This window comes from Pantoea sp. X-Soil-ISGK-259, assembly GCF_059730705.1.
Window position 1 is genome coordinate 2,866,615 of record NZ_AP035986.1, and the last position, 23,917, is coordinate 2,890,531.

34 protein-coding genes, 1 tRNA gene and 1 pseudogene are annotated in these 23,917 nt (G+C 48.6%); 14 read left to right on the plus strand and 22 right to left on the minus strand.

What is annotated here, in order from left to right; all coding sequences use genetic code 11:
- Positions 1–4: 4 nt before the first annotated feature.
- The 12 genes from AC6I77_RS13490 to AC6I77_RS13545 form a co-directional block, all read right to left on the minus strand.
- On the minus strand, positions 5–1,021 hold the full coding sequence (locus AC6I77_RS13490; protein WP_497817034.1) for a DUF968 domain-containing protein: 1,017 nt from the start codon (positions 1,019–1,021) through the stop codon (positions 5–7).
- Positions 1,018–1,734, minus strand: coding sequence for a phage antirepressor KilAC domain-containing protein (locus AC6I77_RS13495; protein WP_497817035.1), 717 nt, complete (start codon positions 1,732–1,734; stop codon positions 1,018–1,020). The genes AC6I77_RS13490 and AC6I77_RS13495 overlap by 4 nt, the downstream gene beginning before the upstream one ends.
- A gap of 150 nt (positions 1,735–1,884) precedes the next feature.
- Positions 1,885–2,250 carry a RusA family crossover junction endodeoxyribonuclease gene (locus AC6I77_RS13500; protein ID WP_497817036.1) on the minus strand — a complete coding sequence of 122 codons (366 nt, stop codon included), beginning with the start codon at positions 2,248–2,250 and terminating at the stop codon, positions 1,885–1,887.
- Positions 2,247–2,444: a hypothetical protein gene (locus tag AC6I77_RS13505; protein WP_497817037.1), complete on the minus strand. Its 198-nt coding sequence runs from the start codon at positions 2,442–2,444 to the stop codon at positions 2,247–2,249. Before AC6I77_RS13505 ends, AC6I77_RS13500 begins: the two co-directional genes overlap by 4 nt.
- Positions 2,441–2,737 (minus strand): hypothetical protein, encoded by a 297-nt coding sequence (locus AC6I77_RS13510; protein WP_497817038.1) that lies wholly within the window; start codon positions 2,735–2,737, stop codon positions 2,441–2,443. The genes AC6I77_RS13505 and AC6I77_RS13510 overlap by 4 nt, the downstream gene beginning before the upstream one ends.
- A complete protein-coding gene (locus AC6I77_RS13515) occupies positions 2,734–4,071 on the minus strand; it encodes a ParB/RepB/Spo0J family partition protein (RefSeq protein WP_497817039.1) in 1,338 nt (445 codons plus the stop codon). Before AC6I77_RS13515 ends, AC6I77_RS13510 begins: the two co-directional genes overlap by 4 nt.
- Complete coding sequence (locus tag AC6I77_RS13520; RefSeq protein ID WP_261766356.1) at positions 4,068–4,190, minus strand: hypothetical protein; 123 nt, start codon at positions 4,188–4,190, stop codon at positions 4,068–4,070. Before AC6I77_RS13520 ends, AC6I77_RS13515 begins: the two co-directional genes overlap by 4 nt.
- Complete coding sequence (locus AC6I77_RS13525) at positions 4,187–4,621, minus strand: PerC family transcriptional regulator (RefSeq protein WP_497817040.1); 435 nt, start codon at positions 4,619–4,621, stop codon at positions 4,187–4,189. Before AC6I77_RS13525 ends, AC6I77_RS13520 begins: the two co-directional genes overlap by 4 nt.
- Before the next feature lie 13 nt (positions 4,622–4,634).
- Positions 4,635–5,528, minus strand: a complete 894-nt coding sequence (locus AC6I77_RS13530) for a conserved phage C-terminal domain-containing protein (RefSeq protein ID WP_497817041.1) — start codon at positions 5,526–5,528, stop codon at positions 4,635–4,637.
- Positions 5,518–5,700, minus strand: a complete 183-nt coding sequence (locus AC6I77_RS13535; RefSeq protein ID WP_497817042.1) for a DUF4222 domain-containing protein — start codon at positions 5,698–5,700, stop codon at positions 5,518–5,520. Before AC6I77_RS13535 ends, AC6I77_RS13530 begins: the two co-directional genes overlap by 11 nt.
- Before the next feature lie 186 nt (positions 5,701–5,886).
- Positions 5,887–6,435, minus strand: a complete 549-nt coding sequence (locus AC6I77_RS13540; protein ID WP_010246575.1) for a YmfL family putative regulatory protein — start codon at positions 6,433–6,435, stop codon at positions 5,887–5,889.
- Between the two features lie 54 nt (positions 6,436–6,489).
- Positions 6,490–6,705, minus strand: a complete 216-nt coding sequence (locus AC6I77_RS13545) for a helix-turn-helix transcriptional regulator (RefSeq protein WP_497817043.1) — start codon at positions 6,703–6,705, stop codon at positions 6,490–6,492.
- 108 nt (positions 6,706–6,813) lie between these two features.
- Between AC6I77_RS13545 and AC6I77_RS13550 the strand changes: the two genes are divergently transcribed.
- The 3 genes from AC6I77_RS13550 to AC6I77_RS13560 are packed head-to-tail and all read left to right on the plus strand — an operon-like array spanning position 6,814 to position 9,133.
- On the plus strand, positions 6,814–7,461 hold the full coding sequence (locus tag AC6I77_RS13550; RefSeq protein WP_497817227.1) for a LexA family protein: 648 nt from the start codon (positions 6,814–6,816) through the stop codon (positions 7,459–7,461).
- 32 nt (positions 7,462–7,493) lie between these two features.
- The gene (locus tag AC6I77_RS13555; protein ID WP_497817044.1) at positions 7,494–8,318 is read left to right on the plus strand and encodes a HipA family kinase; all 825 of its coding nucleotides are present in this window, start codon (positions 7,494–7,496) and stop codon (positions 8,316–8,318) included.
- Entirely contained in the window at positions 8,315–9,133 is an 819-nt protein-coding gene (locus tag AC6I77_RS13560) for a DUF3037 domain-containing protein (protein WP_497817045.1), read from the plus strand. The genes AC6I77_RS13555 and AC6I77_RS13560 overlap by 4 nt, the downstream gene beginning before the upstream one ends.
- A 77-nt stretch (positions 9,134–9,210) precedes the next feature.
- Here AC6I77_RS13560 and fumD read toward each other — a convergent pair whose 3' ends face one another.
- The gene (gene fumD / locus AC6I77_RS13565; protein WP_497817046.1) at positions 9,211–9,414 is read right to left on the minus strand and encodes a fumarate hydratase FumD; all 204 of its coding nucleotides are present in this window, start codon (positions 9,412–9,414) and stop codon (positions 9,211–9,213) included.
- 427 nt (positions 9,415–9,841) lie between these two features.
- Entirely contained in the window at positions 9,842–10,288 is a 447-nt protein-coding gene (locus AC6I77_RS13570; RefSeq protein WP_497817047.1) for an ECs1072 family phage-associated protein, read from the minus strand.
- Between the two features lie 445 nt (positions 10,289–10,733).
- On the opposite strand from AC6I77_RS13570, the gene AC6I77_RS13575 reads away from it, so the two are divergent.
- Genes AC6I77_RS13575 through AC6I77_RS13585 form a run of 3 tightly spaced genes read left to right on the plus strand, consistent with a single transcriptional unit; the run spans position 10,734 to position 11,745 of the window.
- Positions 10,734–11,270: a beta clamp domain-containing protein gene (locus tag AC6I77_RS13575; protein ID WP_497817048.1), complete on the plus strand. Its 537-nt coding sequence runs from the start codon at positions 10,734–10,736 to the stop codon at positions 11,268–11,270.
- 29 nt (positions 11,271–11,299) lie between these two features.
- Positions 11,300–11,458 carry a DUF1317 family protein gene (locus AC6I77_RS13580; RefSeq protein WP_497817049.1) on the plus strand — a complete coding sequence of 53 codons (159 nt, stop codon included), beginning with the start codon at positions 11,300–11,302 and terminating at the stop codon, positions 11,456–11,458.
- 5 nt (positions 11,459–11,463) lie between these two features.
- Complete coding sequence (locus tag AC6I77_RS13585) at positions 11,464–11,745, plus strand: hypothetical protein (protein ID WP_497817050.1); 282 nt, start codon at positions 11,464–11,466, stop codon at positions 11,743–11,745.
- 216 nt (positions 11,746–11,961) lie between these two features.
- Here the strand turns inward: AC6I77_RS13585 and AC6I77_RS13590 are convergent, their stop codons facing one another.
- Positions 11,962–13,131, minus strand: a complete 1,170-nt coding sequence (locus AC6I77_RS13590) for a tyrosine-type recombinase/integrase (protein WP_497817051.1) — start codon at positions 13,129–13,131, stop codon at positions 11,962–11,964.
- A 193-nt stretch (positions 13,132–13,324) separates the two neighbouring features.
- Between AC6I77_RS13590 and AC6I77_RS13595 the strand changes: the two genes are divergently transcribed.
- From AC6I77_RS13595 to AC6I77_RS13605, 3 genes and pseudogenes are all read left to right on the plus strand, one after another.
- Positions 13,325–13,396, plus strand: a tRNA-Arg gene (locus AC6I77_RS13595).
- 173 nt (positions 13,397–13,569) lie between these two features.
- Positions 13,570–13,747 (plus strand): annotated as a pseudogene (locus tag AC6I77_RS13600) (Arm DNA-binding domain-containing protein); the annotation flags it as partial.
- Between the two features lie 296 nt (positions 13,748–14,043).
- The gene (locus tag AC6I77_RS13605; protein WP_497817052.1) at positions 14,044–14,262 is read left to right on the plus strand and encodes a hypothetical protein; all 219 of its coding nucleotides are present in this window, start codon (positions 14,044–14,046) and stop codon (positions 14,260–14,262) included.
- Between the two features lie 232 nt (positions 14,263–14,494).
- On the opposite strand, the gene AC6I77_RS13610 is transcribed toward AC6I77_RS13605, so the two are convergent.
- The gene (locus AC6I77_RS13610) at positions 14,495–15,310 is read right to left on the minus strand and encodes a serine protease (protein ID WP_497817053.1); all 816 of its coding nucleotides are present in this window, start codon (positions 15,308–15,310) and stop codon (positions 14,495–14,497) included.
- Positions 15,311–15,370: 60 nt separating this feature from the next.
- On the opposite strand from AC6I77_RS13610, the gene AC6I77_RS13615 reads away from it, so the two are divergent.
- Positions 15,371–15,718: a hypothetical protein gene (locus AC6I77_RS13615; RefSeq protein ID WP_497817054.1), complete on the plus strand. Its 348-nt coding sequence runs from the start codon at positions 15,371–15,373 to the stop codon at positions 15,716–15,718.
- A gap of 1 nt (position 15,719) precedes the next feature.
- On the opposite strand, the gene AC6I77_RS13620 is transcribed toward AC6I77_RS13615, so the two are convergent.
- Complete coding sequence (locus AC6I77_RS13620) at positions 15,720–16,508, minus strand: DUF4225 domain-containing protein (protein ID WP_008926506.1); 789 nt, start codon at positions 16,506–16,508, stop codon at positions 15,720–15,722.
- Between the two features lie 82 nt (positions 16,509–16,590).
- Here AC6I77_RS13620 and AC6I77_RS13625 point away from each other — a divergent pair, with 82 nt between their 5' ends.
- Positions 16,591–17,073, plus strand: a complete 483-nt coding sequence (locus AC6I77_RS13625) for an Hcp family type VI secretion system effector (RefSeq protein WP_008926507.1) — start codon at positions 16,591–16,593, stop codon at positions 17,071–17,073.
- Positions 17,074–17,368: 295 nt separating this feature from the next.
- On the opposite strand, the gene AC6I77_RS13630 is transcribed toward AC6I77_RS13625, so the two are convergent.
- Entirely contained in the window at positions 17,369–18,247 is an 879-nt protein-coding gene (locus AC6I77_RS13630) for a helix-turn-helix domain-containing protein (RefSeq protein ID WP_039659619.1), read from the minus strand.
- Positions 18,248–18,424: 177 nt separating this feature from the next.
- On the opposite strand from AC6I77_RS13630, the gene AC6I77_RS13635 reads away from it, so the two are divergent.
- Complete coding sequence (locus tag AC6I77_RS13635; RefSeq protein WP_497817055.1) at positions 18,425–19,324, plus strand: DMT family transporter; 900 nt, start codon at positions 18,425–18,427, stop codon at positions 19,322–19,324.
- A gap of 36 nt (positions 19,325–19,360) precedes the next feature.
- On the opposite strand, the gene AC6I77_RS13640 is transcribed toward AC6I77_RS13635, so the two are convergent.
- Complete coding sequence (locus AC6I77_RS13640; RefSeq protein ID WP_003848934.1) at positions 19,361–19,594, minus strand: hypothetical protein; 234 nt, start codon at positions 19,592–19,594, stop codon at positions 19,361–19,363.
- Between the two features lie 291 nt (positions 19,595–19,885).
- On the opposite strand from AC6I77_RS13640, the gene AC6I77_RS13645 reads away from it, so the two are divergent.
- Positions 19,886–21,112, plus strand: coding sequence for an L-lactate MFS transporter (locus AC6I77_RS13645; RefSeq protein WP_008926511.1), 1,227 nt, complete (start codon positions 19,886–19,888; stop codon positions 21,110–21,112).
- Positions 21,113–21,160: 48 nt separating this feature from the next.
- Here AC6I77_RS13645 and AC6I77_RS13650 read toward each other — a convergent pair whose 3' ends face one another.
- Positions 21,161–22,036 carry an SMP-30/gluconolactonase/LRE family protein gene (locus AC6I77_RS13650; RefSeq protein ID WP_497817056.1) on the minus strand — a complete coding sequence of 292 codons (876 nt, stop codon included), beginning with the start codon at positions 22,034–22,036 and terminating at the stop codon, positions 21,161–21,163.
- A gap of 263 nt (positions 22,037–22,299) precedes the next feature.
- Here AC6I77_RS13650 and AC6I77_RS13655 point away from each other — a divergent pair, with 263 nt between their 5' ends.
- A complete protein-coding gene (locus tag AC6I77_RS13655; protein WP_497817057.1) occupies positions 22,300–22,473 on the plus strand; it encodes a hypothetical protein in 174 nt (57 codons plus the stop codon).
- A gap of 75 nt (positions 22,474–22,548) precedes the next feature.
- Here AC6I77_RS13655 and AC6I77_RS13660 read toward each other — a convergent pair whose 3' ends face one another.
- Positions 22,549–22,830 carry a lipoprotein gene (locus AC6I77_RS13660; RefSeq protein ID WP_003848928.1) on the minus strand — a complete coding sequence of 94 codons (282 nt, stop codon included), beginning with the start codon at positions 22,828–22,830 and terminating at the stop codon, positions 22,549–22,551.
- Between the two features lie 274 nt (positions 22,831–23,104).
- Positions 23,105–23,911: a hypothetical protein gene (locus tag AC6I77_RS13665; protein ID WP_003848926.1), complete on the minus strand. Its 807-nt coding sequence runs from the start codon at positions 23,909–23,911 to the stop codon at positions 23,105–23,107.
- Positions 23,912–23,917: the final 6 nt, after the last annotated feature.

The window sequence follows — 23,917 nt, forward strand, 5'->3', positions numbered from 1 at the left end:
CACTTTATTTTTTGTCTGTCCCGATAACGCCGACTGCAATCGCGAAATCCAGGAACCTGAATAGCAGCTCAACCTGACTGCCGTATTTTGCTTCAAACACTTTCATATCCCGGTGCAGTTCATCGTGATGCGCCCTGCAAAGCGGTATCACGAATAAATCATGGGCCTTTGTCCCCATTCCCCCCTGACCGTGTCCGATGATGTGATGAGGATCGTCCGCATGACTACCGCAGCATGCGCAACTCTGCGACTTTACCCATCGTGTGTACTTCTCACTCTCCCAGCGCTTACGCTTTGGGCGCTTCATGAATGATTCTGGGGATTCCGGGTCCGCACGGAGGCTGATTATATTTTTGACGACCTGTGCAGCGTCCTGAATCACCTCGCGTGCCGGACGCGCCGGGATGATTCTGGCTTCTTTAAGTTCGCCAGCCTGAATAACCTCTTTTGGCATGCGCAGAACACGCCTGGCCGGTGCCTCCGGTATGAGATCAATCAGGTTATTCAGTGAGGCCCACCAGCACAGCTCCGGCAGCGTCAGTTGATGGTCGCCGTTGAGCGCCATCTGACTGCATGCAGCCCTGATGATCCAGAGGGCTGTATTTCCTTTGGCGATATTCTCCAGGCTACCGGGTACGCCGTTTTCCCTGAATTCATTATCGTGGCTGTAACAAAGAGACACCAGGCCGTTTTCGATTTCTGACACTGTGAACTCATGGTGATGCCATGCCCCGGACTGCTCCCACTGGCAGCAGCCAAATGACTGGACGAAAGATGTCAGCGCATTAAGCCCACCAGCAGCCGCTATCACACGTTCGTGACCGAAGAAGGGAATCAGTGAGGGTTCATCAAGTAGCGGTTGCGTGCCGTCATTCAGCCGCCCTGATGGCAGGTCTGCCATATCCATTGTCGGAGTGCTGATCACAACGCGGGATTTGAACAGCTTCAGCAGCTCCGGCCCCGGCTTGAGCAGCACTATCCCTGTGCGTGGCGCTATTTCAGGTGTAAGCAATGCCCTCACTCAGCACCGCCTGCAGCTTTGTACGCCGTCCATAGTCCGCCAATCCACTGAACGCCCTTTGCGGTGAATCGGGACTGACTGAACATGTAATTTGATTCGGTAGTGGTTCCGGTTCTGACCTCAAACCGACCAGCCTCGATGTGCTGGCTGTAAGGTGTCAGGACGCCATTAAGGCGGTACATAACCCGGCTTTCAATCAGGAACAGGCGTAATTCAGGCTCTTTGGCTTCAAGAAGTTTTGCCACCTGCCGGAACGTCATTGAACTGGTGGCCGTGACGTACCGATCCACGAACGCAACCTTTGGCGCGGCTTCAGTAAGCTGCAGCTGCAGGCGCTCTTTCTCTTCTTCCGCTTCAGCGGCCAGGCGGAGTGCCTCAGCAAAGGTCTGCGGGATTTTAGCTGGCGGGCTTTCCTCTAGCTCATGAAGCCGCTTAATCACTTTCATGCGAAGAATGGCACTGTAACCGGTAATAAGGCATTCGGTGTGCTCACGGTCGAGGTGATACTCAGTTCGCTGGCGGTTCATGGTGTCGAAATAGATACGCTGGAATTTCAGCGCATCTTCTCCCAGGTCATCCAGCATACGGCGGATATCTACAGTGACATTTTTGTGTTCTTTGCCTGTCAGTTCGGCAATCTCACGGCTGGTCATGATTGGGGATTGAATAGCATTGGATACAGGCGCAATAGCACCCGCTGATTGATTCAGCATTTTGACCTCTCCACACACTGGAACAACATTTTTAAATGGCCCCGCCCCATCACCTGCAAGTGAGCGGGACCAACCTTGGTACGGCGACTGCAATCACCAGTACAGCACTCACTATACCTAATTTTACTGGTCATGTAACCAGTTGCGGACCTATGCCGCCACCGGCTGAAACTCGCTGATCACCACCTCAGATTTACCGCCTTTAGTGACCGGACCCCACTCTACAGTGAATCGCTTTATCTGCCTGTCATCGCCCCATACACCGGCGTGCGTGAGGCTGTCGAACAGGGCTTTGAGGTAGTTATCTAAGTCGCGCTGTCGCTTGTCTGGCGGGTATAGCAGCACAGTAACCTCCACGTTCACTGTAATCGGCTGCGGGCGGCGTTTGAGCTGCTGAAGCACGGCGGCAAATGCGTTGGAGCGGAAACAGCGCCCGGAGGCGCTGATCAATACTCCCTTTCTGGTGTTACGCCAGTACGTGTTAACGCTTGGCGGGAATGGGAGCGTTAACTTCACAACCACCCCCAAATAATCAGTAACGCATATTTGATTAACGCCAATGGCCAGGCTAACCCCCTCGCAATGGAAGGCAGTGGACTGCTGATATCTTTGTGGCGGTTCGAGCTGCTGTGCTCAGCCACAATACCGGCAAAGAAAAAATAAAATGCAGCGAATAGAATTGAGCCGATGAACGCTTCATGTGAGATCATGGTTTGCTCCAGTGATCTTCGATGGAAACACCGAGCCGGTGCAACCAGTCAGCCAGTTTTAGCATGGACTCTCTTTCGCTGAGCCCACGAGGAAAGTCTTCCAGTGCTATGGTGGGCTTGAATGCGCCAAAGCTATCCCGCTCGACGGTGATCTTTTGCTCCAGCATGGTATTCCAGATTTTGCTGTTATGCCGCACAAGATACTCAAACCGAGTTTCACCCTCTTTCACATCGAGAGAGTATTCAGTGAGTATCACCTGATTTCTCCCTCCACCGAGCCTCATCCAGCTCATAAAGCCACCTCGCCAATATCCGGGATCGTCATCTGAGCAACTACCTGACGGACTGCCTGACGCAGCATGCGGATGTTTGACCAGCATTCACGGTCGGTCTGCTCCACCAGCGCGATAAACTCCTGAACCGTGCAGGGCTTGTCCTGGCGAACTTCAATTAGAACCGCTGAGAAGCGCTGCAACTGCTCTGCTGCCAGCTCTGAATCGTCGTACTGCTCTGATACCCATAGCTTCAGTTCAAGATCATCCTGATGCTGTTTTATCAGGCGGACTGCGCTGGCAATCGTCTCTGCTGGCACTGTTACACAGGTAGGGTTCTCAACTGAATCAGCCGCCCATGTATGCGCCCACTTGGATTCGCTGTAGGTGTACTCAGCTTTCATCTTGAACGCGGCAATAACGCAGGCCCAAACCTCAACGCCGCTTTGCTCAAGGATTTCGTGCTTGAGCAATGGCAGGTCGTCAGCATCGCCGTTCACTGTCTTAACCGGTGCCGGCTCCTCAATGACTGATTGCGCGACCCCGTAATGCTCTTTGGCCATCAGGATAATATCCATCAGCTCAGCCGCCTGCAGGTCCGTAGCAAAATCCAGGCTTACCTGTGCGTCCTCATGCAACTCTGCCTCACAGTATCGGGCAATAATCTCTACCAGTTTGCGTGCCTGTGCTGCACTGAATTGCGGCATAGCATCAGTTTTGGTCAGCTTCTTCTTGCCTGCTGCTTTCGCCTTCTGCATCTGCTCCTGCGCTACCGATGATGCTTTCACGCCGTGCTCACGCTGCAGGGCTACTGCTGTGGTCGCTGCTACTTCGCCAGATTTCACCATCTCAATCAGCGGCTCGCCAACGGTCAGCAGCTGGAGGTGCTGTTCAACGTCTGTGATCGAACGCTTCACCTTTGCGGCAATCTCCGCTGGCTCTAAGCCCTGATTCACGAGGCGCTGATAGGCTGCTGCACGTTCCAGCGGCAACAAAGCGCGGCCCTGACTGCTGGTGACCATGAACGCCACGCTATCAGCTTCGCTGCCAACGAAGTCCTTACACTCAAGGCGCAGCGTATAGCCTGCTTCCTGTGCCAGCTTCGCACCGTAATAACGATGGTGACCGTCGATAATCTTGATGCCCTTCTCCGTGACCTTAACAGCCAGCGGAGGCACATGCTCACCAGCGATAAAGGCGTCCCGGAATTCCTCGACATGGGTCTGATCAATATCACGAATGTTGTAATTAGTTTCGACATACAGCTCATCAACGCCCAGCAGGTAGGTTTTTCTGGTGGTGATATCGGTATCGCTATTTTTCTTGTCGTCGTAAACGCGCGCTAAAGTGCTCATGCTGTGGTCAGCTCCCATGTCAGGACAATAATCAGGGCGACAATCATCACCGCTGCGGTGCGGATGGCCTGGTAGAAAATCTCATTGCGTTGATAGTGGCTCTTCAGGTGCGCTTTCATTGGCGAACCTCACTCAGGAAGCTTTCACCGATACTACCTGTATCAAGTCCACCGTTGCTGCCACAGTTGAGTGAGCCTTTCACGGCGCAGCGGTCGCAGTTCTCTTTGGCTTCGTTGCGTGATGCGTCGAACTTCGCCACCAGCATCGCCTCACGCCATACCTGAGCTGCACGCAGCCAGAACCCTTTGCTTTCAAGTTCGGCGGCCTGCTTCGCTTTGTGGCTGTATCTCTCGCTCTCAACCGGCAATGGGTCGATGTTGATTGAGTAACTCCAGTCGCTGGCACGCTTTAGCAGCCCTTTGGTGAACAGCGGTTTGATAAAACGCTTCACCGATGTCTCATGCAGGCCGGTTAGCTTGCAGAGTTCGCGCACCTTCAGCGGGCCATTGCGGGTAATCAGTTCAAGAATTTTTGATTCGTGGTTGATCATGATTTATCCACCGTTAACCGCGAAAGCCGTGAGGCACTGAGCTGTCAGGCTGCGGAATGACGGTGATATCACGCTGCATGTTGCGCCTCAGAGCATTCCACTCAGAACGCGGCGGGCGACCGTGTTTGTCCCATTTGGTGGCTGACTGGAGGTAGCCAGGCAGATTTCCGGGGACGAACAGAGTCTTTGGCCGCATGTACTGGTATTCCTCGGTGCCTTCCCAGTGGACGTGCTTGTAATCCACCACCAGGCAAAGCTCTTCCACCGTGAAGTCGTCTTTCAGCCGGGACTTGATGTAACCCATCGACGACTGCGCCTCAGTATGCTTTGCCCCGGTAATTTTGTTCAGGTGACGTAAAACCTGACGTGATCGATTAACAATTGACCACTCGTCGTCTGGTTGCGACGCAACCTGACAAAAGGGTTTTTTATCTGATGGATCATGTTTTGAATTTACTGACGGATCGTCGCCAGATTCTGGCGGGTCAAAACTGTTATTTTTGCTGGATTCTGACGGGTGAAAATTTGATGCGTCAAAATTCGGTGCATCAGATTTTGATGCGTCATATTTTGATGTGTCAGATTCTGACGCCTCAGATTCTGACAGGTGAGCGGCAGCTGATTCGCGAAGCTTTTTGACGTTCAGCTGATACATGTTGGAGTTGTTGCGGTTACCTTTGCGACGCGATGTGCTGGTCAGCCAGCCTTCACTTTCCAGCTTGCGGATCGATGTACGAACAGTGCTCGGGCCAGCGCCAATCTGACGTGCAATGGTAGCGATTGACGGCCAGCAAACACCTTCGTCGCTTGAGAAGTCAGCCAGGCGTGCCATTATGGCAACCATGGTGATCTTCATGCCAGATGATGCGCAGCCGTCCCAGACGAATGCTGATAATTTAACGCTCATGATTTACCCCAACCTCTCTGAAATATTGCCTGCACCGTTCGAGAGAGCTGAAGCACTCGCCATGTTCGTAGTTGTCACGCAGGTAGATAACCCGGTCGTTCTCTGGCTCCCAGCGAATGACCCGCACAGGGTTGCCGCGCTTATCGCGGAAGATTCGGTCGAGCTCTCGCATTTGGTCGCCTTCATTCGCTGGTTAGCATCGCCCACAGCCCAATCCACGAAGCTGTGGTTAACTTCTTCGCTGACGCCTGGTACATTAAGCACATACCGCAGCGGCTCGCTGCTGAAGCGGCCACCAGCTGACGGAAGGCAACGGAATTGCGGTAATCCTGATTTTCTGGTTAAATTGATCACGCGATTAGTTCTCCACACACGTTGATTTAGTCGCATCGAACGCCGCGGACTGCAATCCAGCGGCGTTCACCTTTTCTGGAGCACAGAAAACGCGATACAGCAGCGTCAGATGCTCCTGCCACTTCGCCATTACCTGATAGCTGTTCTCTTCAATCTGCTCACGTTCAGCCGCATCAATCACACCGTCAGCGGTTGCTTTGCGGATGTAGGCAGAATGCTTACCAATCCACTCGACAGACTCCATCAGACGCTGATTGATATCCGCGTTATCCACATCCTCAATGTCCACCAGCGGGACGTTGACGCTGTTTGACTGACGGGACACAGCGTTAGCGATGTGCTTGGTGCCGCTTGCCTGCTGCAGAACCATCGCCCAGCCCATTGGGAAAATCTGATCGCCGTTGGTACGCAGACGGTTGAACAACGCATCCTCTGTTACACCCAGCCATTCAGCGGCTTCCGCATAACCACCTGGAAGACTCGAAATCGTCTTCTTGATTGCCGCCACCAGCCATGCCGGTTGCTTCTCTACTTGCCAGTGCTTCTGATCCACGGTTAAGCCCTCTTGCCTGTGGTTACTAAGTCAAAATGGAACGATTAAAATCTGTTACTTGTTCGCTTTGCCTGGAGGAAACACGTCATCCAGGGAGCAACTGGCTCCCAGCTTGTTGAGTCCTAAAACAATCATTCGGCACTCATCAAGGCCGGGCTTACGGATGCTTAGCTCATAGTTGGCTACTCGCGACTGGCCCCAGCCAATAACATCAGCCAAAACAGACTGGGAAATACCGAGCTTCTTTCTTTGCTCAGCGATAGTGTTCATTGGCTTCTCCAAAAGTTAATCACAAAGCAATTACACACAATTCGTGATTAAGAGTCAATGACAAAACGTGTAGATACAGTAATCACGCTGCGTGTTAAATTTGATGGGATGAAAACAATGCATGAGTTGATAGGGGAAAGGATTAAAGCCCTAAGAGAAAGCAAGGGATTGAGCCAGGCGCAGCTTGCCAGATTATGTGGCTGGGCAGCTCCGTCACGTTTGGGGAATTATGAATCTGGAACGAGGAAGGTCAGTTCTGACGATGCAATCTTACTAGGGTCTGCTTTAGGTACATCTCCTGCCAAAATACTTTTTGGTGAAGATGCTGATGCAGTCTTCAAACAGTATGAATACCCCCTGTTTACTTATGTCCAGGCTGGTGATTTTTCTGAGGTGGGTAGCTTTACTTCCAGAGACGCTAAGGCATGGGTCCCTACTACGAAGAAGGCCAGCGATAAAGCTTTCTGGCTTGAAGTTAAAGGTCACTCAATGACCGCGCCGCAGGGCGTTCGTCCGAGTTTCCCGGAAGGTATGCTGATCCTCATCGACCCGGCAGAACCGGTCGTGACTGGCGACTTCTGCGTAGCGTCAGCAAATGCTGACTCTGAAGTGACTTTCAAAAAGTATGAGAAGGACGCAGGCGTGAGCTATCTGGTGCCTCTCAACCCTGCCTATCGAATCCTAGACTGTGATCACAGTTGCCGACTTATAGGTAAGGTTGTAAAGGCCCAATGGCCTGAAGAGACATTCCAGTAATTTCATATAAACAATCAAGTAGTGGAGTAAAAATGGAAGAAGACTCACAACCTGATAAAAACATTACTGTTCAAGAGCCCCTTTTTACTCTTGAAATTGTCGATTACAGGCCTGCCATGGGAACTGCCCATCTTAGACATACAGTCATTGCATCTGATGGATTAGAGTATGCAATAAAGGGCATTTCGGACGGTGATGCGTCTTCTTTGTCGGGAATTCCACATCCCAAACAAATTCCAGCATCTGAGTGGTTATGCACTAAACTGGCAGAGTTTAGCGGACTCCCTACCCCAACTTGTAGAGTTTTGGTTGACCCAGACACCGAAGAACACTTCTTTGGTTCACGATATGATCTTGCAGCTGCTAGTAAGCCACAAGAAGAAATTAATTTTGCTGTCGAGTTGATGTCGGGGCCATCCATCCTCCGCAAGCAAGTTTGGTCTGTATACGCCTTTGACCAGTTTGTATTCAACGTTGACAGGCACACCGGGAACTACCTTTACACAAAGAATCGATATGGGAATTTGACTATCCAGGCTTTTGATTTCAGCCTTGCTGCCATGGTGATGGGCTGGCCTAACAAAACTGAATCGGCTCTAATCCCCCCGGGTTGTAACACCACAAACTGCTGGGAAGTGATAAAGCAGTTGACTTATAATGACTTGACCTGTAAAGACCCTGCATTGTTAGTATTGGATAAGATTTCTAAAATCAGTGCAGGTATAGTTGAGAGGATTTTCGAAGACATGCCAGAGTCATGGATTAATCCTCTTCAAAGAGATGCTCTGCTGACCTGGTGGTCAAGTGATGGGCGAATTAAGCGAATCGACACGGTTAAAGGGGAGGTGCTGAAATGAGTACATACAAATACAGTATTATCAGAATAACTCCAAACCCCGTGCGTGCCGAAACTATCAATGTTGGTCTTGTTGTGATGAAACCTTCAGGGCCTGATGTTCGCGTTATTGATAGTCCTGCAAAGCTGAAAGCTATCACAAACATGTTTGGACTTGAGGCTTTGGAAAATAGTCAGAAACAGCTTGAGAAAATACTCAATTCTGGATTGAGTATTGACCAAGCTGCGCTTTTTTTTCAGGGTAGCTTTACTCTATCAAGCATTGGTACATTTAACGCTGCTGATGATCGCCAATATGAAAATAAAATCAATGAGTTAAATAAGATTTTCATTACTCCTGAGCGTGCAAAGAGAAAAACAGACGTTTCACAAAAAAGAATAATTACTGAGTTAAAAGATAGGTTTGAGCAAGAAGGAATTATGGGAAAAAACCTTCAAGACATTAGTGAGCATAAGGTGGTACAAGGCTATCCCCTCTCTGAATCTGAAGGACTTTATGCTGAGCTCTTGCTGAAAAACGGAGTCTATCATTTGACCGAAACTTTAGATTTACGAATTTCAAACAACCGCCAGAAGATGGGTGAGTCTGCATTCAAAGCTGTAACAATGAATGCAGCAAAAACTATTTGGAAAAGTGAAGTTAAAACCTTTGTAGTTTTTGCAGCTGACATTCCTCAGGAAAAAGCGCATTCTCAACAGCTGAATTTAGTTGGCGGTTATGCTGATAACGTCTTCAATTTATTAAGCAATGATGATATGGCTGCTTACTATGACCATATGCTCGTTGCAGCTGGAAAGAGCCTAAACTTTCACTGACGTTTTACATCATTACGCCATTTTTTGGTTTGCATACAATGCCACGAAAGTCCGCCACAGTGCGGGCTTTTTTATCCCTACCGATCCAGCACTCTCGCCGCAGCTTCCATTGCTTGAATGAGCAGCCTTGACCGCTCAGGGTTCTTTGATGCCAGCGCCGTTCTGAGTGCATCCGCTATCACTATCTGCTTCGACTCAACCCCATAATCGTGAAGTGTGAATACCACGTCACCGACAACCCTGCACATCTCGTCATAGAGTTCATCTGATTGTTTGCTCATGACACCCCCACTATTTAAGCGATAATCAGCTATCTAATAGCATCACAATCAGCTCAAAACTTCATCTAAAAATAATTTATCACACGAAAAATCATGCACATAATGTGTTCCTTAACGCATGTACACGTTTTGTGATTGACCGTCAAATCACATTATGTGTATATTTAACCCATCAACAGCGAACAGGCAGGACGCCCACGAAGTAGCCGCCCGAGGCGTAAGAAGATCGGGATGATTCGCTGATCAGGAAGTTTTCAAAATGCCGAGGTGAATGTGAAATCGATAATTATTCGCGCTGAGTCCGATGCGGAGTTGATTGAGGTGATGGACTTTAAAGTACGATCCGCCCGAATGCTGCAGGTGGCGCTTGCTGAGAAAGAATCCCTCATGCAAGCGCTGTCATCCTGCGAGGAGCGTATCGCTCAGTTTACCAATGACGCGGCGGTGGAATTTGAAGGTACAGCTCCGGGTCCCACTCCTCCAAGCGGTAATCGCTGAAGTACTCTCGGCGTCGAGATGTTGAGTAGGAATTGATGAGATTTACCACTTCTTCTGGAAGATTTTTAGGAAGCAGCTCTTCATGCAGACTAAGGAAAATATCTGAAAGTGACATGCTTCTGATTTCACTTAGGCTCCATGAATATTTATGAATAAGCAGATGCTCAAGTGCTCTTTTGCCCCTGAGGTTTGCCCAACCGGTTGAATATTTTTCCCGGTGAAGATGCAAAACAACTTCGAGGGCAAAAATTTCAGCAATGCGGTTTTGCAGCTGAGTGTATCCGGGCTCAACAACAGTGCCGTAAAGCTCGATACCATGAAGTTCAGAAAGTTTTTTTCTGAGAATTAAAAGGTAGCTTTCACTGATAACAGACATTAAAGATTCCTTCTTTGCTGTTGGGGATATCCAGATTATCCGATTCCTTGTTGTTGGGGAATAGCAGGGAAACACGGGCCGGACGTGGATAAATAAACCGGCACACAACGATGAGATCATTTGGCGGGCGTAAATGGGCGCTCCACAGAGGCGCTAAGTGCTCTCAACGTTGTGGTGAATGCGGCTATGCGCTCGCGGTGAACTGATACCAACTTTCATGCGGTCAGTTGGTGCTTCAAGTCTAAGTCACCGCTCTGGAACTTGTCAGTTCGGCCAGAGCACCGGGAGGCACCCGGCACCGCAGCAACCTTTCAAGTGTGTGGAGTAATCGGGCTGTGGGTTATTGCAGTAACCCAACAGCCAAATTAAACGAATCCCAAAAGCGTTTTATTGCCGTCACTGGCAAGGGATTCATGCAACCAAAAATCGTGTGTGGAGAATGATAATGCTACTGACGCTAACCAAACCGGCCTTGCTATCTGCATTGCTTTTTCAGGCTAAGAATGATCCGCGTTACTACCTGATGGGCTTTTGTTTTGCTCCTGGCAAAGAACTCTATTCAACTGATGGACATCGGTTATTTATCGGTGAGCACCAGACAGATGGCCTTGAGCAAAACATTATTGTTCGCCTTAAAGGTCCGCGCTTTACCCATTTTGATAAAGCCACTTTTGATACTGACTCAGGTGTTGTTACCTACCTTGATGAGTTTGGTTCCCGTCAAAACCTCGGGCTATGCGAAGTTGTAGATGGCAACTACCCGGATGTTAAACGTGTAATCCCAACGGATAGCAAACCGGTTTCTGAGATCGGCTTTAACGCTAAATATCTGGCTGATGTTGAGCGGGTTGCCCGGCTTTATAACCCTAAATTCGAATCAATACGCATCAAACCTAATGGCAGTTCCACAGGGTCGCTGATTGAAATCAGGAACCCATGGGAGTCCGCAAAAATTATTGTCATGCCAATGCGTCTTGATTAACCACGCCTTAATAGCGATTGGAGAATTTAATGGAAAAGCCATATGACCATATCACCGTAGGCATCATCACCCTGCCCTACAGCCATATCCTCAACGGCTGGGTTATGCCTGACGGTTCGGTAATCACTAATCCTATTAAGGCGCAGAACGAAGCTGAGCGCCTTAACAGCACCATCACCATTCACTGAGGGCGATGACATGCATCACTTCAAATCGAATAAAGAAGTTGTCGCTGCCGGATAACTGCTCCGCACGCCGCCCTGGTCGAGAGCCGTATGAGCTAAACGAGTACATAGCGCTGTTAATCCGAAAGGATGCCGCTGAGCTGGCGCAGCAGATTGAGACGCTGGCCCACCAGCAGTGCGGGAAGTGCAAAGAGCAGCTGCCGGTGCAGTCATGCCCTTGCCAGGGTGAGGCTGCGTGCTGGACCACCAGCGGCTGGCATGAGCTGAAATTAAATCTCAATACGCCGTGACCTGTCACGGCTAAACAAACCTGATGCAGCGGGAATGTGTGGAGAACAATATGCACCACGATTTTATGAGTGAAAAAGAAGTTATGGCCGAGATTGGTAAAGCGAGAACGGCACTCTGGCGGCTGCGTAAGCAGCATGGTTTTCCTGCGCCAGTGCTAACACATCCGGCGCGGTATAGCCGCAGAGCTGTTGAGAAATGGATTTGTGATGGAGGGGTTAACAGAGCTGTTTGACGTGCCAGAATATTTTATCTGCGTACAGCTCATACGCCTTTCTTTGATCTTCCAGCCAGTCGTGTTTGTTGTACACAGCCATGACACCACCAAGTTCATGCCCCAGCATTTTCTCAGTGACATGGGGCATGATCCCTTCGCTTGATAAGTTAGTCACCAGTGAACGGCGGAAGTCGTGGGTGCGCCATTCTGGAATATCAATAGTCTCTCTCAGTTTCCTCATATACAGATTGGATGAAGATCGATCGATAGCTTTATCAAGCTCCTGCCCCGGAAACAAAACATTATTCCCATTATTGAGCAGGCGCTCCACCATAGGCTTCATTTGCTCAAAGATAGGACGCCTGATGATGTTCCCCATCTTCGAATGCTCGGATGGCGTCGTCCATATCCAGTCGGTGGTATTAAACTCCGCAGCATTAGCCAGGCGAAGCTCAGACAAGCGAGCCCCCCACAACAACAGCATCTGATGTAGTAACCTGTTAGAGGTGACGATCTTGCTGTTCTCAAGCGCCACCCATATTTTCGCCAGCTCGCTATAGGTCAGAACGCGATCACCAACATCAGGCTTCTTACCAATATTTTTGACGCTCAGTTTAGTGATCTCACATGAGGGTATCAGCTGTCGGCTGATGCACCAGTGAATGACTGACCGGAGCTGAAGCAACAGAACGCGGGCTTTCTTCTTGTTCAGCTTTTCCTGTTTATCAAAAAACTGGACCCAGGCTGATACAGGGATGTTGGCAACAGGCACATCCTCAAACTCGTTGTACATGGTGTTGTACACAACCGATTTATACAGCACCTGAGTATTGTGTTTGAGGCCTTTAACATATTTCTCCCACCAGTTATCGAGGCACTCTTTCAGAGTCAGCTCACCAGTGCTACCGGCAAAATAGGTTTTTGGGTTGACCCCCTTCGTGTACAATCCACGCATCTCGCCAACGGCAATACGGGCATCTTTCAGCGTTGTCGAAGGGTAGCGGCCGACAGTGAGACGAACAGGCTTTCCATTCCAGCGATAACGGTGCTGAAATGTAATCGTGCCAGATGGAGTGATGCGAACGCTCAGGCCGTCACCATCGGTAAGTTCCGCTGGTCCGTTGTAAGCTTTGCCATTGATGCTTCTTAATTTGGTGTCACTCAGCGCCACTGTGATTTCCTGTATACACTCTTTAATTGCATTCTGTACTCAATGTGTACTCATTGGCAAGTGAACGAAGCGATGTTAAAGGTGAGCGGCGTTAAACCGAGCGAAACAAAATAGAGCATAAAGCTTGTAAAAATCTGAGGTTTTACGATAGGATGCGAACCGTCGGAACAACTTCAAAACTTCCGCGAACAACGTCCTCTTAGTTAAATGGATATAACGAGCCCCTCCTAAGGGCTAGTTGCAGGTTCGATTCCTGCAGGGGACACTTTTTGCCTGTCTCTCAACGTCAACTTTATCCATTCCATTCAGTAAGTTAATTCAATTCTATAGTCTACCTGCGTCTCCAGCAGGCTCACAAAATCCACAGTGTTATGTTGGTATAATTGTTAGTATGTTTGGTTCGATAATGCAGATACCATCAGCCGGAGATTTTTTACTATGCCACTCACTGAGTTAAAGGTAAGGAATTCAAAGGCTGCTGCGAAGCCTGTCAAAATGACAGACGGTAATGGTATGCATCTTTTTATGACCCCCACACGGTTCCAAATACTGGCGTTTTCAGTATCGCTTTGGCAGCAAACAAAAGATTCTTGCTCTCGGTGTTTATCCTGAGGTTTGACCTGCTCCCCGTTGATAAACACGCTGCGATGTTAGTAATGTCTTCATAAGCCACATGAGGACATCCCCATGAACGCGGGATCCGCGATAAGGAAATGCAGTTAAAGCAGTGATGTGAAATTTTCGACCAGATCCTCAACAAATCCATAGCAAAATAATGAGCACCAAAATCATATAAGGAATTAAAAATGAATAGATTTTCAACAGTTGCAGCCCTGTCTTTAGCAGTTTTGCTTACCGGCTGCGACAGCAAACCCTCCTCTTCCGAAATCCAGAAAGCTATGCAGGACAACATTGAGCGCACAAACCAGACAGCGATACGGTGAGAATAGCAAAGACATGCTCACGACTCTAAACCAAGCTGATAAGGTTTCCTGTAAGGAGTCAGAGGAAAAAGGGAAATACCTTTGCAAAGTGGATACTGATATAAAACTACCCATGATGGGCGAGAAGCAAACTGTAGCTGAATTTAAATTCATTAAAAACGATGGTAACTGGAAAGTGTCACCGTAACCTAACGCATCAATCTACAATAGAAATTCTTAGAAAAATCCCGAAGGAAAGCTATTTTATTCAATTGCAGCGCCAGAAAATATATCAAAAAAACAAATCATTCACACCATTATCAGGATTGTTTGAGGGGTGAATAACACTCACTATTAATTTACACAAATTAATGAATGAGCTTTTTCAACTCTACTTAACTGTGTGAGAAGGTATAAGAATTATATTTCCCAAACCCTATCTAAGCATCATCATCATTTAAGTATGAATTAAGATTATCAGCAAAATCAATCAAGGTAGAACCTACCAGAAAATTACCTCTTTTAGGTCGATGTTCTTTGAATATACCAATAGCTTTTAAAGAAACTCCGCCGTCCAATTTATTAATTATCAACTGAGCAATCACGCTTCCACTCATACCTGCAAGCGAAGTAACGGTTTTATTAGTACTGGCATCCTCAAAACAGATGTTTTTTTCTTTTCCGCCAGCAATAAAATGGAAATAAATATCTTCGGTTTTTCTTTCATAAAAAAAGTTGTGAAAATTAATATTAAAAGGCGACAAGCCTTTCTCAGGGTGCATTTTATGTAACTTATTAACTTTTGATGGATATCCCATGATCACAAATGAAGATGTTTTCTCAAAAAAATCGTTATTAACTTTAGTATCAAAAAGAACGCTATTTGGTATAGCCTTCATGATTTCTTCAGACATAGGAATAATAGCGTAATCTTGTTCATCATTAAAAAATACTTCCAGATGCTCGAACTTAAATTTATTTCCGTCAATCGATATGAACGACAATTCACTTTTTTTCATCTCTTTAATTACATGGGAAGCAGTAACAATACAAGGTATATGGTCACCTAATAGATATATAAAACCGCTTCCGATCAAAAAGCCCTCTTGTTTACGGTGAGGTTGAGTTATAAAAAAAGACACTAGTGAACTCTGCCATTCCAAAGCTAATTCAGTAGTCCTGCTCTCATCAATCCACGTTGGGGAATAGTGTATAATTGAAAAATGCGGATAAATTAATTTTGAGTCCTCTAACACTTTCATTTCCTTTTGAATGACAATATAATTTTTTCTGGTAAATTATTAGCAATGTGAGTTATGATCAATATAAATCTACAATTTGGTGATGATATGAACATTTTTGAAATTGAAGAAAAACTTGCTGAAAACGGTTTCAATGCGAAAGATATTGCGGCTTTAAGAATGCAAGCTGAAAAAAGTGGAACGACTTACCCGGCTTTACTTAAAGAGCTTAGCATACGTTTTATTGCTTCAATGGTCGTTGTAGCCATTCTTGCTATAGTCTGGATATACACGCTTATGTACAAGGATAGCCTCGCTGTTACCTCATACTCAATCACAATGCTAATCATAGCTCCTATTTTTTACATTTTCACACCCATGAAGTTAGGCTACAAATCATTCCGGTACACGAGAAAAAAGTGATTTATTTTTTATTATCGTAAATTGATTTCAGAGCCGAATAGTCATTATATATTTCCACTCCTAATTCAAAGCGGCTCATATCTTTGATACCCCTAACGAAGTCGGAGTTTACGTAGTAAAAAAGTCGAAATGTTTGAGGTTTTCTTATCAGCCTGAACATGCCATAGGCCGAAAGAGCAAGATCCATACTGCTGTAGGCAATTTCACCTGTTTTTTGATCAAAACCCAAGAACCTGGCTGCTCCAATGTAACCATCTTTCAAGAATCCCTGGGCGTCATTTTTTCCTGTAATAACATTCATTACACCTTCCTGAACGCCATTCACGCCATGAAGCGTGAGCATCGCACCAAAACCAACCCCTATTATATTTCCGGTTGCAGCTGAAGCGGCCATAACTCCAAACCCAGCCACCACCTGTAATCCACTCAGTACTACCCCCACACCATCGATAATATATCCCCAGATATCACCTTGCTGAACGAATTTTACTGAAGCATGCAATGCCGCCTGACCAGTACGAAGAAGTTGATCTTGTCTCATGAGATTACGATGTTCTTCTTTCAGGTTTTGAATGCATTGCTGGCATTCATCATCGCTGGCACCTGTTCGAATCGTATCAATCTGAGCATTAACGAAAATCTTCACTTCGTCCTGAAACTGAATCCTGTTGTAACCCTCAGACAAGTGAATCAAAGATAAGTGATTTGACGTACTAAGCAGCTGATTAGCTTCAGCATTAGCCATAGTCAGAAAGTAATCCTTGAATCGGTCTGGTTTCCAGTAGTCCATGACTGTGCCTTTATGTCATTATACGTATCGTTAAGTTTATTTAATCAGATTCCCTTACACAGGGAAAGCAAAAGGACCAGCTATGAGTACAGACATCTTCTTAAAAATCGATGGCATCACAGGCGAATCACTGGATAGTAACCATAAAGGCTGGATTGCTATTGAATCTTTCACCTGGGGTGCAAACCAACCAGGGAATATGTCTGCTGGAGGCGGTGGTGGCGCAGGAAAAGTTCAGTACCGGGACCTGTCGGTTCAGGCACTTATTGACAAAGCTACGCCAGCGATAATGCGCTACGTATCCAACGGCAAACATGTCGCCAAAGTTGAGCTTTCAGTATGTAAAGCCGGAGGCAGCCAGATTGAGTACTGTCGCATTACGCTTGAAGACGTCCTTATCACCAATGTGGTTTTCAATGGCACTACAAATCGTGACCTTATCGGAGTCTCATATCAGTTTCAGGCATCAAAAGTCAGAACACAGTATTGGGAACAGTCTGCGAGTGGCGGCAAAGGCGCTGAAACTCAGTCAGGGTGGGATATTAAAGGTAACAAAGAACTGTAATGTCTCAAGAACATTAGATGGTTTAACATGTTCCGAAGCTTTTTATTTAAGGTGTCCATCAAGATTGGCACCTTCATATTTTATCTGCCCATAAGAATGTTTCTCAAAGTATAACTCTTAATCCGATTAGACACTCTTGACACATTCATGAAGCATTAATGAAAATTAAGACTCATATGTTAAGCCAGAACTCAAAAAAGTTTTAATGCTCTGAAGAATCATTGCCGACTGGCTAAATGGTAATCCAGGGCTGGTTATTCAGTGTGGCTTGAAATCAGTATCTATAGCGGCAAGTTTAGAAATTTTGACAACTCCCCCGCCGGCACGCCGAAGGCGTCATGCCATAAACCTGACGAAAACGATGACTGAAGTGTGCTGAAGAGTGGAATCCACACTGAAAAGCAATGTCGGTCAGCGTCAGGTCAGGTCGCTCAAGCAACGTCCGTGCGCGCTCCATACGACGGCGCATCACAAACTGGTGTGGCGCTTCGCCCGTGGTGTGACGGAACATACGGGCAAAGTGAAACTCACTTAATGCCGCTTCCTGCGCCAGCACCGCCAGAGTTAAAGGCTGGTCGAGATGGGTTTCAATAAATTCCAGAACACGTCGTAATACCGCCGGCGCCAGTCCGCCACGCACCTGTGGCAGTTGCCACCTGACTTCGCTGTAGTGCTGCAATAGATGGGTCAGAAGCAGTGTGGATGCACTGCTCAGCATCAGCTGGCTTGCGGGCTGTTGCCAGTCACTGCTCAGAAGAAAGTGCCGATAAAGCTGGGTAATGCGGTCATCAGTGGAAAAGATTTTTTCATGCAGATTTAACTGCGCCGGGCTGCGGTCCCAGACCCGTTCGGCCAGCTGCCGCAGCTGGTTTTCGCTGCAATAGAGATGAACAAAGGCGAGATCGGCTCGCAGATCCCAGGTTGATTCCGTGCCTGCCGGCATCAGACAGAAGCGATCCGGTGCGCCACCATTACGCCAGCCGTGTGGGGTTTTATGCCAGGTATCGTAGCCGCCCGCGACATAAAGGCTCAGGGTGTGATGATCGCTTAGGTTGGTGACGCGATCGCCGCTGTTGAACCAGGCTGCCAGCTGAATGCCACTATTAAGATGCACATGGTCACGCAGTTGCGCTTTGTGACGTTGCAGCATTTCAAAGGTCTGGTAGGTACGCATCAAAGTATCAGTTCAGATAAAACAGAAGATCAGTTTACGGATTGTAAGGGACAGAGAACAGGTCACATTGGGACGGAGGATAAAAATGCGCAAGATTTTGCAAATCCGGCGCAATGCCCTGCAAGACCAGAACGCAGTGCAGATGCAGAATCAACGGTTTAGATCGGAGAATCTGGCATGAACCTGTTTTTGTATCTTTCTGTTGTACTTATCTGGGGCACGACCTGGATCGCGATTTACGCGCAACAGTCTGCGGGCGATAACGCCGTGGTCGTCGCGGTGTTCTGGCGGTTTTTGCTGGCTTCACTGGTCATGCTATTGCTGCTTACGCTGATAAAACGGCTGCACAGACTGACACTGCAGGATCATCTCTTTTGTATGCTGCAGGGCTGTTGTGTCTTTGGCTTCAACTTTGTCTGTTTCTATTACGCGTCCGGCTATATCAGCAGCGGACTGGAGTCAGTGATTTTCTCAATGGCTGTCATGTATAACGCCATTAATAGCTGGGTATTCTTCCGTCAGCGCCCCTCTGCACGTCTGATTCCGGCGGTAGTGCTGGGGATGGCAGGCATTGTTGCCCTGTTCTGGCACGATCTGCGCAGCACGCAGGCCTCGGCAGAATTGATATGGGGCATTGGATTGAGTGCACTGGGCACCCTGGGATTTTCATTCGGCAATATGATCAGTCAGCGACATCAGCGTCTGCAACGCGACGTACTGACAACTAACAGTTACGGCATGTTATACGGTGCGGTTGCGATGGCCCTTGTCTCGCTGGCACAGGGGATTTCGCTGCAGCCAGCATGGAATACCCAGTGGGTGGGAGCCTTAATTTATCTGGCTCTGGTAGGGTCAGTGATAGGGTTTGGCGCCTACTTTACGCTGGTCGGTCGCATCGGAGCCAGTCGTGCTGCATATACAACTGTCCTGTTTCCGCTGGTTGCACTGGCACTTTCCACCCGATACGAAGGGTACGAATGGCATGCCAGCGCCATCCCTGGCCTTGTCATGATTTTGCTGGGCAATGTTGTGATGTTTGCCCGCTGGCCGGCAAGCCGTCGCCGGGTCATTATCTGACATGAATGCGGGCTAAGGCCCGCGTCCGGATGGGCGTTACGCCGACTGCTGCTGAAGAAGTTTCTGTGGTTGATTGATCGCTTTACGCGCAATCCAGTAAAGCAGAACACGCTCATCGTCACTATCACGATCGGCCATGGAGAGCAGTTTCAATGCCAGGGTCGATTTAGTCACAGGCTGCTGTTCTGTACTGAGTTCAATCACCGCCTGACCGATGATGCAGCAAACGTCATCCTCACTGCTATTGGATTCATATGTCCGGTCTTTCATATTTCCTCCTGTTAAGTGAGTTGTAAGTCTGGCAAATAATCTGGAAACCCGCTCACAGAAACAGCGAAATGAAACATTATCTTACGGCTAATTACGCTTACACATCATGATGCCGTATTGGTTACTTTTCCCGTTACGCCCCGTCGCTGCACCTGTGACGATGTCGTTCATACCCTCTGAAGAGCATTTCATTCCCTGATCCGTTCTATTCATGCCTTTATTACACACGCACGCGAAGCACGGCTTTATTCTGACCGCAGTTTCCAGATTCCCGGACGGGAGAGAAAAATCATGAACCAGACTCAACAGGCTTCTTACCAGCGTTCCCGCTGGCTTACATTGTTCGGCACGGTAATCACTCAGTTCGCGCTGGGGTCAGTCTACACATGGAGTTTGTTTAATGGCCAGCTGTCACAGAAGCTGGATGCCCCCGTCAGTCAGGTCGCTTTTTCTTTCGGCCTGCTGAGTTTAGGTCTGGCTATCGCCTCTTCGCTGGCCGGTAAATTACAGGAACGTTTTGGTGTACGCCGCGTCACTATCGGTGCAGGTGTACTGATGGCACTGGGTTTCTGGCTCACCGCTCACGCAAATAACCTGATGATGCTCTATTTCAGTGCCGGCTTGCTGGTCGGTCTGGCCGATGGCGCAGGTTACCTGATGACGTTGTCTAACTGCGTGAAGTGGTTCCCTGAGCGCAAAGGAATGATCTCTGCCTGTGCGATTGGGGCATACGGTCTGGGCAGCCTGGGATTTAAATTTATTTGCGGGGCGCTGCTGGCGACGGTGGGTCTGGAACAGACCTTCATGATCTGGGGCGTGCTGGCGATGTCGATGATTATTCTCGGTGCGCTGCTGATGCGTGAAGCACCACTGCAGCAGATCGGAACCTCAACTAAAGGTCAGCAACATACGCGGGATTACACGCTGGCACAGTCGGTACGTCTGCCGCAGTACTGGATGCTGGCGCTGATGTTCCTGACCGCCTGTATGAGCGGCCTCTATGTGATAGGCGTTGCCAAGGATATCGGCGAAGGCATGGTGCATCTTTCCACGCAGACAGCTGCCAGCGCAGTAACAGTGATCGCGATTGCCAACCTGAGCGGTCGTCTGGTACTGGGTGTGCTCTCTGACAAAATGATGCGCATCAGAGTCATTTCACTGGCGCAAATTGTGTCTCTGATCGGAATGAGCGTGCTGCTGTTTACCCGGATGAATGAGATGACCTTCTTCCTGTCACTCGCCTGTGTCGCCTTCAGCTTTGGCGGCACTATCACAGTGTTCCCATCGCTGGTGAGTGACTTCTTCGGGCTCAACAACCTGACTAAAAATTACGGTCTGCTCTATCTCGGCTTTGGTATCGGTAGCGTGCTGGGTTCACTGGTCGCCTCACTGTTTGGTGGTTTCACCGTCACCTTCAGCCTGATTATGACGCTGCTGGTCATCTCGCTGTTCCTGTCACTCACTATCCGCTTACCTCAGAGTTCCATCACAGCAGAACCGGTGTTGCAACGCCATTAACGCTTACTGACAATGATTACGGGCCGCAATTAAGCGGCCCGTAGTCGTTTAACCGCGGAATCGCGGCTCTGCCATTCCCGCCACCGCCAGGTCTACTGCAAAGATATCGCCGGACTGCGGATAGCGTGCCAGCTCCTCTTCCGTGCGATCTTCACGTGAACTGGTAATGAACAGCGTTTTAAGATCGGCACCGCCAAAGGCCACCATGGTTGGCCACTTCACCGGCAGCAGGATCTCATCGACGATTTCGCAACTCTGCGGATCGATACGTACCACGCGTCCGCCATCAAACTGTGCAGACCAGTAAAATCCTTCACTGTCCACAGCAGCGCCATCCGGTAGCCCGCCCTTCGCGTCGAAACGGCGGAACAGCGTGCGCTCACCCGGTTCGCCCTGCTCATTCAGCGGATAGCGATAGAGTGCCTCATTCGGCGTGTCGCTGTGATACATCCAGCGTCGGTCAGGAGAAAATGCCAGCCCGTTGGAAATTTTAATGTCGCGCGCCTTCACCTCCAGCTTCAGGTCAGGCGTCACACGGCACAGCAGGCCGCCGTTTTTGTCCTGCGGTTCCCACAGGCTGCCGCACCAGAAGTTACCCCAGGGATCAACGCGGCCATCATTAAAGCGACTTTGCGCAGCGATACCGGGATTCTCTGCGACCTTTTTCTCCGGCTTACCCTGCGCATCCAGCAGCCAGACACCGCCGCGCAGTGCCGCTATTATCCCGCCCTGCTCACGCAGCCCAATACATCCCACCTCTTCCGCCTGCGGGAAGGTTTGCAGCTCGCCGCTGACTGGATTAAAACGGTGAATGGCCGGTGCCAGGATATCGACACAGTAGAGCATCTGCTCCTCCACTGACCAGAGCGGGCATTCGCCCAGCTCTGCCTGTAAAGCCAGAATATTTTTAACGTCATGCGGCATGTTTCTCTCCCATTGAACTGACATGCTAATAATGTAGTGGTAAAAACTTTTAAATGAGAATTATTTTCGCTTGATTTTGAGACTATTCTCTTTGATAGTATCTATTATTCAGTTCATTCCGATGTCTTTAATTCCCCTTACCGCACACTTCAGCATTTTGAAATATTCCGTCATATCTTCTTAAATAACTCTACAAAGCCTGCATCTTCACTCCACTTTTCCGGCGTAGTGTCGTAGTCATTGGAAAAGAGGAGAAGCTTCCGATGAAGAGATTAATTAAAGTCGCTTCTGTCGTTGCACTGATGACGTTATTAAGTGGTTGTATCATCAGCCCACGACACGACAATGGCTGGCATCGCGGTGGTGGCGGCGGATATCAGGGAGGCTACTATGGAGGTTATCACGAAGGGTATCATGGCGGTTACTATCGCCACTGACGGGCAAAGATGTCACACAGCATAAAATAAAAGCATTACATTTTAAGGGCGGGATATTTATCCCGCCCGTTTTATTTAACTTTTCAATGCGTAATTACACTGGAACCACGCTTTCTTCAGTCCCGGAATATGACTCTCCTCGGCAGGCAGCGCTTCGACCTTATCAAATCCTTTACTGCTGCAGTAATTCGCCAGATCAATATCCATTGCGTCACGATTGACCTTTGCCGGGTCAAAACGGTACTGAACGGTATTTGAATCCGGATCTTCATCAACACGTTCGAATGCCCCGGGTTTGCTGGCAGTACATCCACTCAGCAAAATCAGCGCTACTGCGCCGGTAATTAGTTTTTTCATAGTTGTTGTCCTCACGTTGCCGCGCAGTGTATGACGCAGCATGTCGATCATCCATAGGATTTATGCGCGAAAATTAAAAATTGAGAAGCTTTTGCCGATTAATGTAATACGATTAAACGGCTATCGCTATCGTGTCAGAAATGACAGGATGTACTCAGACAAGACGAAACGAAGACTGCACCACACCAGGAAATGCCAAAAATAAAAAAGCTGTTCATCTCTCTTCCCTGCCCGCGCTTAGCGGGCTTTTTTTTGCCCGCTATTCCGCGGTCGCTTACTGACCCGTCATTGCCACCATTCTACGTAACAGGTTAGCGGCGCGTTTGTCAGGTAATGCCAGAATGGCACTGTAGAGATCAATGGACATGCCACACAGCGATGAGCGATCCACTGCCGTGTCAGCTGGCATATTCAGCTGCTGCAGTTTGTCGCCCCATTTCAGAAAGAGGCGTCCGACGATCTTTTGCAGATCATCCTGCGCCTGCGTCTTATCGAGGGGCTTTTCGGGCGGAGGGCTGTTAAGCAGCAACTGCTCCATGGCATCCGCTTCTTTGCGATTCAGCGAAGACGGTAGCGTAGTCTGTAAATTAATTCCTCCACTCACCTGCGGATAGAGAAAACGGAAGCAGAGACCCGGATCGATTTGATTCAGCGCCCGCATCTCTTCTACTGAGACGCCGATATAGTTAACCACCGCTGCATCCGTTGCGCGCATCAGCCGTTGGTTGACCACCTCAATCAGCCAGCCACGCAGTTCACCTGTTGCCTGCAGAGCGGGCTCGCCTGCACGGATTCGACGGGTCAGCTCCTGGGTCAGCAATAACCAGAGCGCGGGTTCCTGCGTTTGCAGCACGCGATAGCCTGGCATCTTTGCCAGTTGATTTACTGCCTGCTCATGCTGGCTTGCCTGCAACTGATGCGGCGCGACCCAGCTGAACCAGAGCAGATTAGCCATGATCAGGGGCAGCAGAAAAATGAGCAGCCCCTGCCACAAACGCAGTCGGGTCGTTTTGATCAGCACAATAACGATCAACGCCAGCAATGAAAACGCAGCCAGCGTAATAAAAAGCAGAGAATTCATGCTGCG

Excerpts from the sequence above, each read along its gene's own strand:
- AC6I77_RS13495 (WP_497817035.1), bottom strand. The coding sequence starts at position 1,734 with ATGCTGAATCAATCAGCGGGTGCTATTGCGCCTGTATCCAATGCTATT.
- AC6I77_RS13505 (WP_497817037.1), bottom strand. The coding sequence starts at position 2,444 with ATGATCTCACATGAAGCGTTCATCGGCTCAATTCTATTCGCTGCATTT.
- AC6I77_RS13510 (WP_497817038.1), bottom strand. The coding sequence starts at position 2,737 with ATGAGCTGGATGAGGCTCGGTGGAGGGAGAAATCAGGTGATACTCACT.
- AC6I77_RS13515 (WP_497817039.1), bottom strand. The coding sequence starts at position 4,071 with ATGAGCACTTTAGCGCGCGTTTACGACGACAAGAAAAATAGCGATACC.
- AC6I77_RS13520 (WP_261766356.1), bottom strand. The coding sequence starts at position 4,190 with ATGAAAGCGCACCTGAAGAGCCACTATCAACGCAATGAGATTTTCTAC.
- AC6I77_RS13525 (WP_497817040.1), bottom strand. The coding sequence starts at position 4,621 with ATGATCAACCACGAATCAAAAATTCTTGAACTGATTACCCGCAATGGC.
- AC6I77_RS13530 (WP_497817041.1), bottom strand. The coding sequence starts at position 5,528 with ATGAGCGTTAAATTATCAGCATTCGTCTGGGACGGCTGCGCATCATCT.
- AC6I77_RS13535 (WP_497817042.1), bottom strand. The coding sequence starts at position 5,700 with ATGCGAGAGCTCGACCGAATCTTCCGCGATAAGCGCGGCAACCCTGTG.
- AC6I77_RS13545 (WP_497817043.1), bottom strand. The coding sequence starts at position 6,705 with ATGAACACTATCGCTGAGCAAAGAAAGAAGCTCGGTATTTCCCAGTCT.
- AC6I77_RS13550 (WP_497817227.1), top strand. The coding sequence starts at position 6,814 with ATGAAAACAATGCATGAGTTGATAGGGGAAAGGATTAAAGCCCTAAGA.
- AC6I77_RS13555 (WP_497817044.1), top strand. The coding sequence starts at position 7,494 with ATGGAAGAAGACTCACAACCTGATAAAAACATTACTGTTCAAGAGCCC.
- AC6I77_RS13560 (WP_497817045.1), top strand. The coding sequence starts at position 8,315 with ATGAGTACATACAAATACAGTATTATCAGAATAACTCCAAACCCCGTG.
- fumD (WP_497817046.1), bottom strand. The coding sequence starts at position 9,414 with ATGAGCAAACAATCAGATGAACTCTATGACGAGATGTGCAGGGTTGTC.
- AC6I77_RS13570 (WP_497817047.1), bottom strand. The coding sequence starts at position 10,288 with ATGTCTGTTATCAGTGAAAGCTACCTTTTAATTCTCAGAAAAAAACTT.
- AC6I77_RS13575 (WP_497817048.1), top strand. The coding sequence starts at position 10,734 with ATGCTACTGACGCTAACCAAACCGGCCTTGCTATCTGCATTGCTTTTT.
- AC6I77_RS13580 (WP_497817049.1), top strand. The coding sequence starts at position 11,300 with ATGGAAAAGCCATATGACCATATCACCGTAGGCATCATCACCCTGCCC.
- AC6I77_RS13585 (WP_497817050.1), top strand. The coding sequence starts at position 11,464 with ATGACATGCATCACTTCAAATCGAATAAAGAAGTTGTCGCTGCCGGAT.
- AC6I77_RS13615 (WP_497817054.1), top strand. The coding sequence starts at position 15,371 with ATGATCAATATAAATCTACAATTTGGTGATGATATGAACATTTTTGAA.
- AC6I77_RS13620 (WP_008926506.1), bottom strand. The coding sequence starts at position 16,508 with ATGGACTACTGGAAACCAGACCGATTCAAGGATTACTTTCTGACTATG.
- AC6I77_RS13625 (WP_008926507.1), top strand. The coding sequence starts at position 16,591 with ATGAGTACAGACATCTTCTTAAAAATCGATGGCATCACAGGCGAATCA.
- AC6I77_RS13630 (WP_039659619.1), bottom strand. The coding sequence starts at position 18,247 with ATGCGTACCTACCAGACCTTTGAAATGCTGCAACGTCACAAAGCGCAA.
- AC6I77_RS13635 (WP_497817055.1), top strand. The coding sequence starts at position 18,425 with ATGAACCTGTTTTTGTATCTTTCTGTTGTACTTATCTGGGGCACGACC.
- AC6I77_RS13640 (WP_003848934.1), bottom strand. The coding sequence starts at position 19,594 with ATGAAAGACCGGACATATGAATCCAATAGCAGTGAGGATGACGTTTGC.
- AC6I77_RS13645 (WP_008926511.1), top strand. The coding sequence starts at position 19,886 with ATGAACCAGACTCAACAGGCTTCTTACCAGCGTTCCCGCTGGCTTACA.
- AC6I77_RS13650 (WP_497817056.1), bottom strand. The coding sequence starts at position 22,036 with ATGCCGCATGACGTTAAAAATATTCTGGCTTTACAGGCAGAGCTGGGC.
- AC6I77_RS13655 (WP_497817057.1), top strand. The coding sequence starts at position 22,300 with ATGAAGAGATTAATTAAAGTCGCTTCTGTCGTTGCACTGATGACGTTA.
- AC6I77_RS13660 (WP_003848928.1), bottom strand. The coding sequence starts at position 22,830 with ATGAAAAAACTAATTACCGGCGCAGTAGCGCTGATTTTGCTGAGTGGA.
- AC6I77_RS13665 (WP_003848926.1), bottom strand. The coding sequence starts at position 23,911 with ATGAATTCTCTGCTTTTTATTACGCTGGCTGCGTTTTCATTGCTGGCG.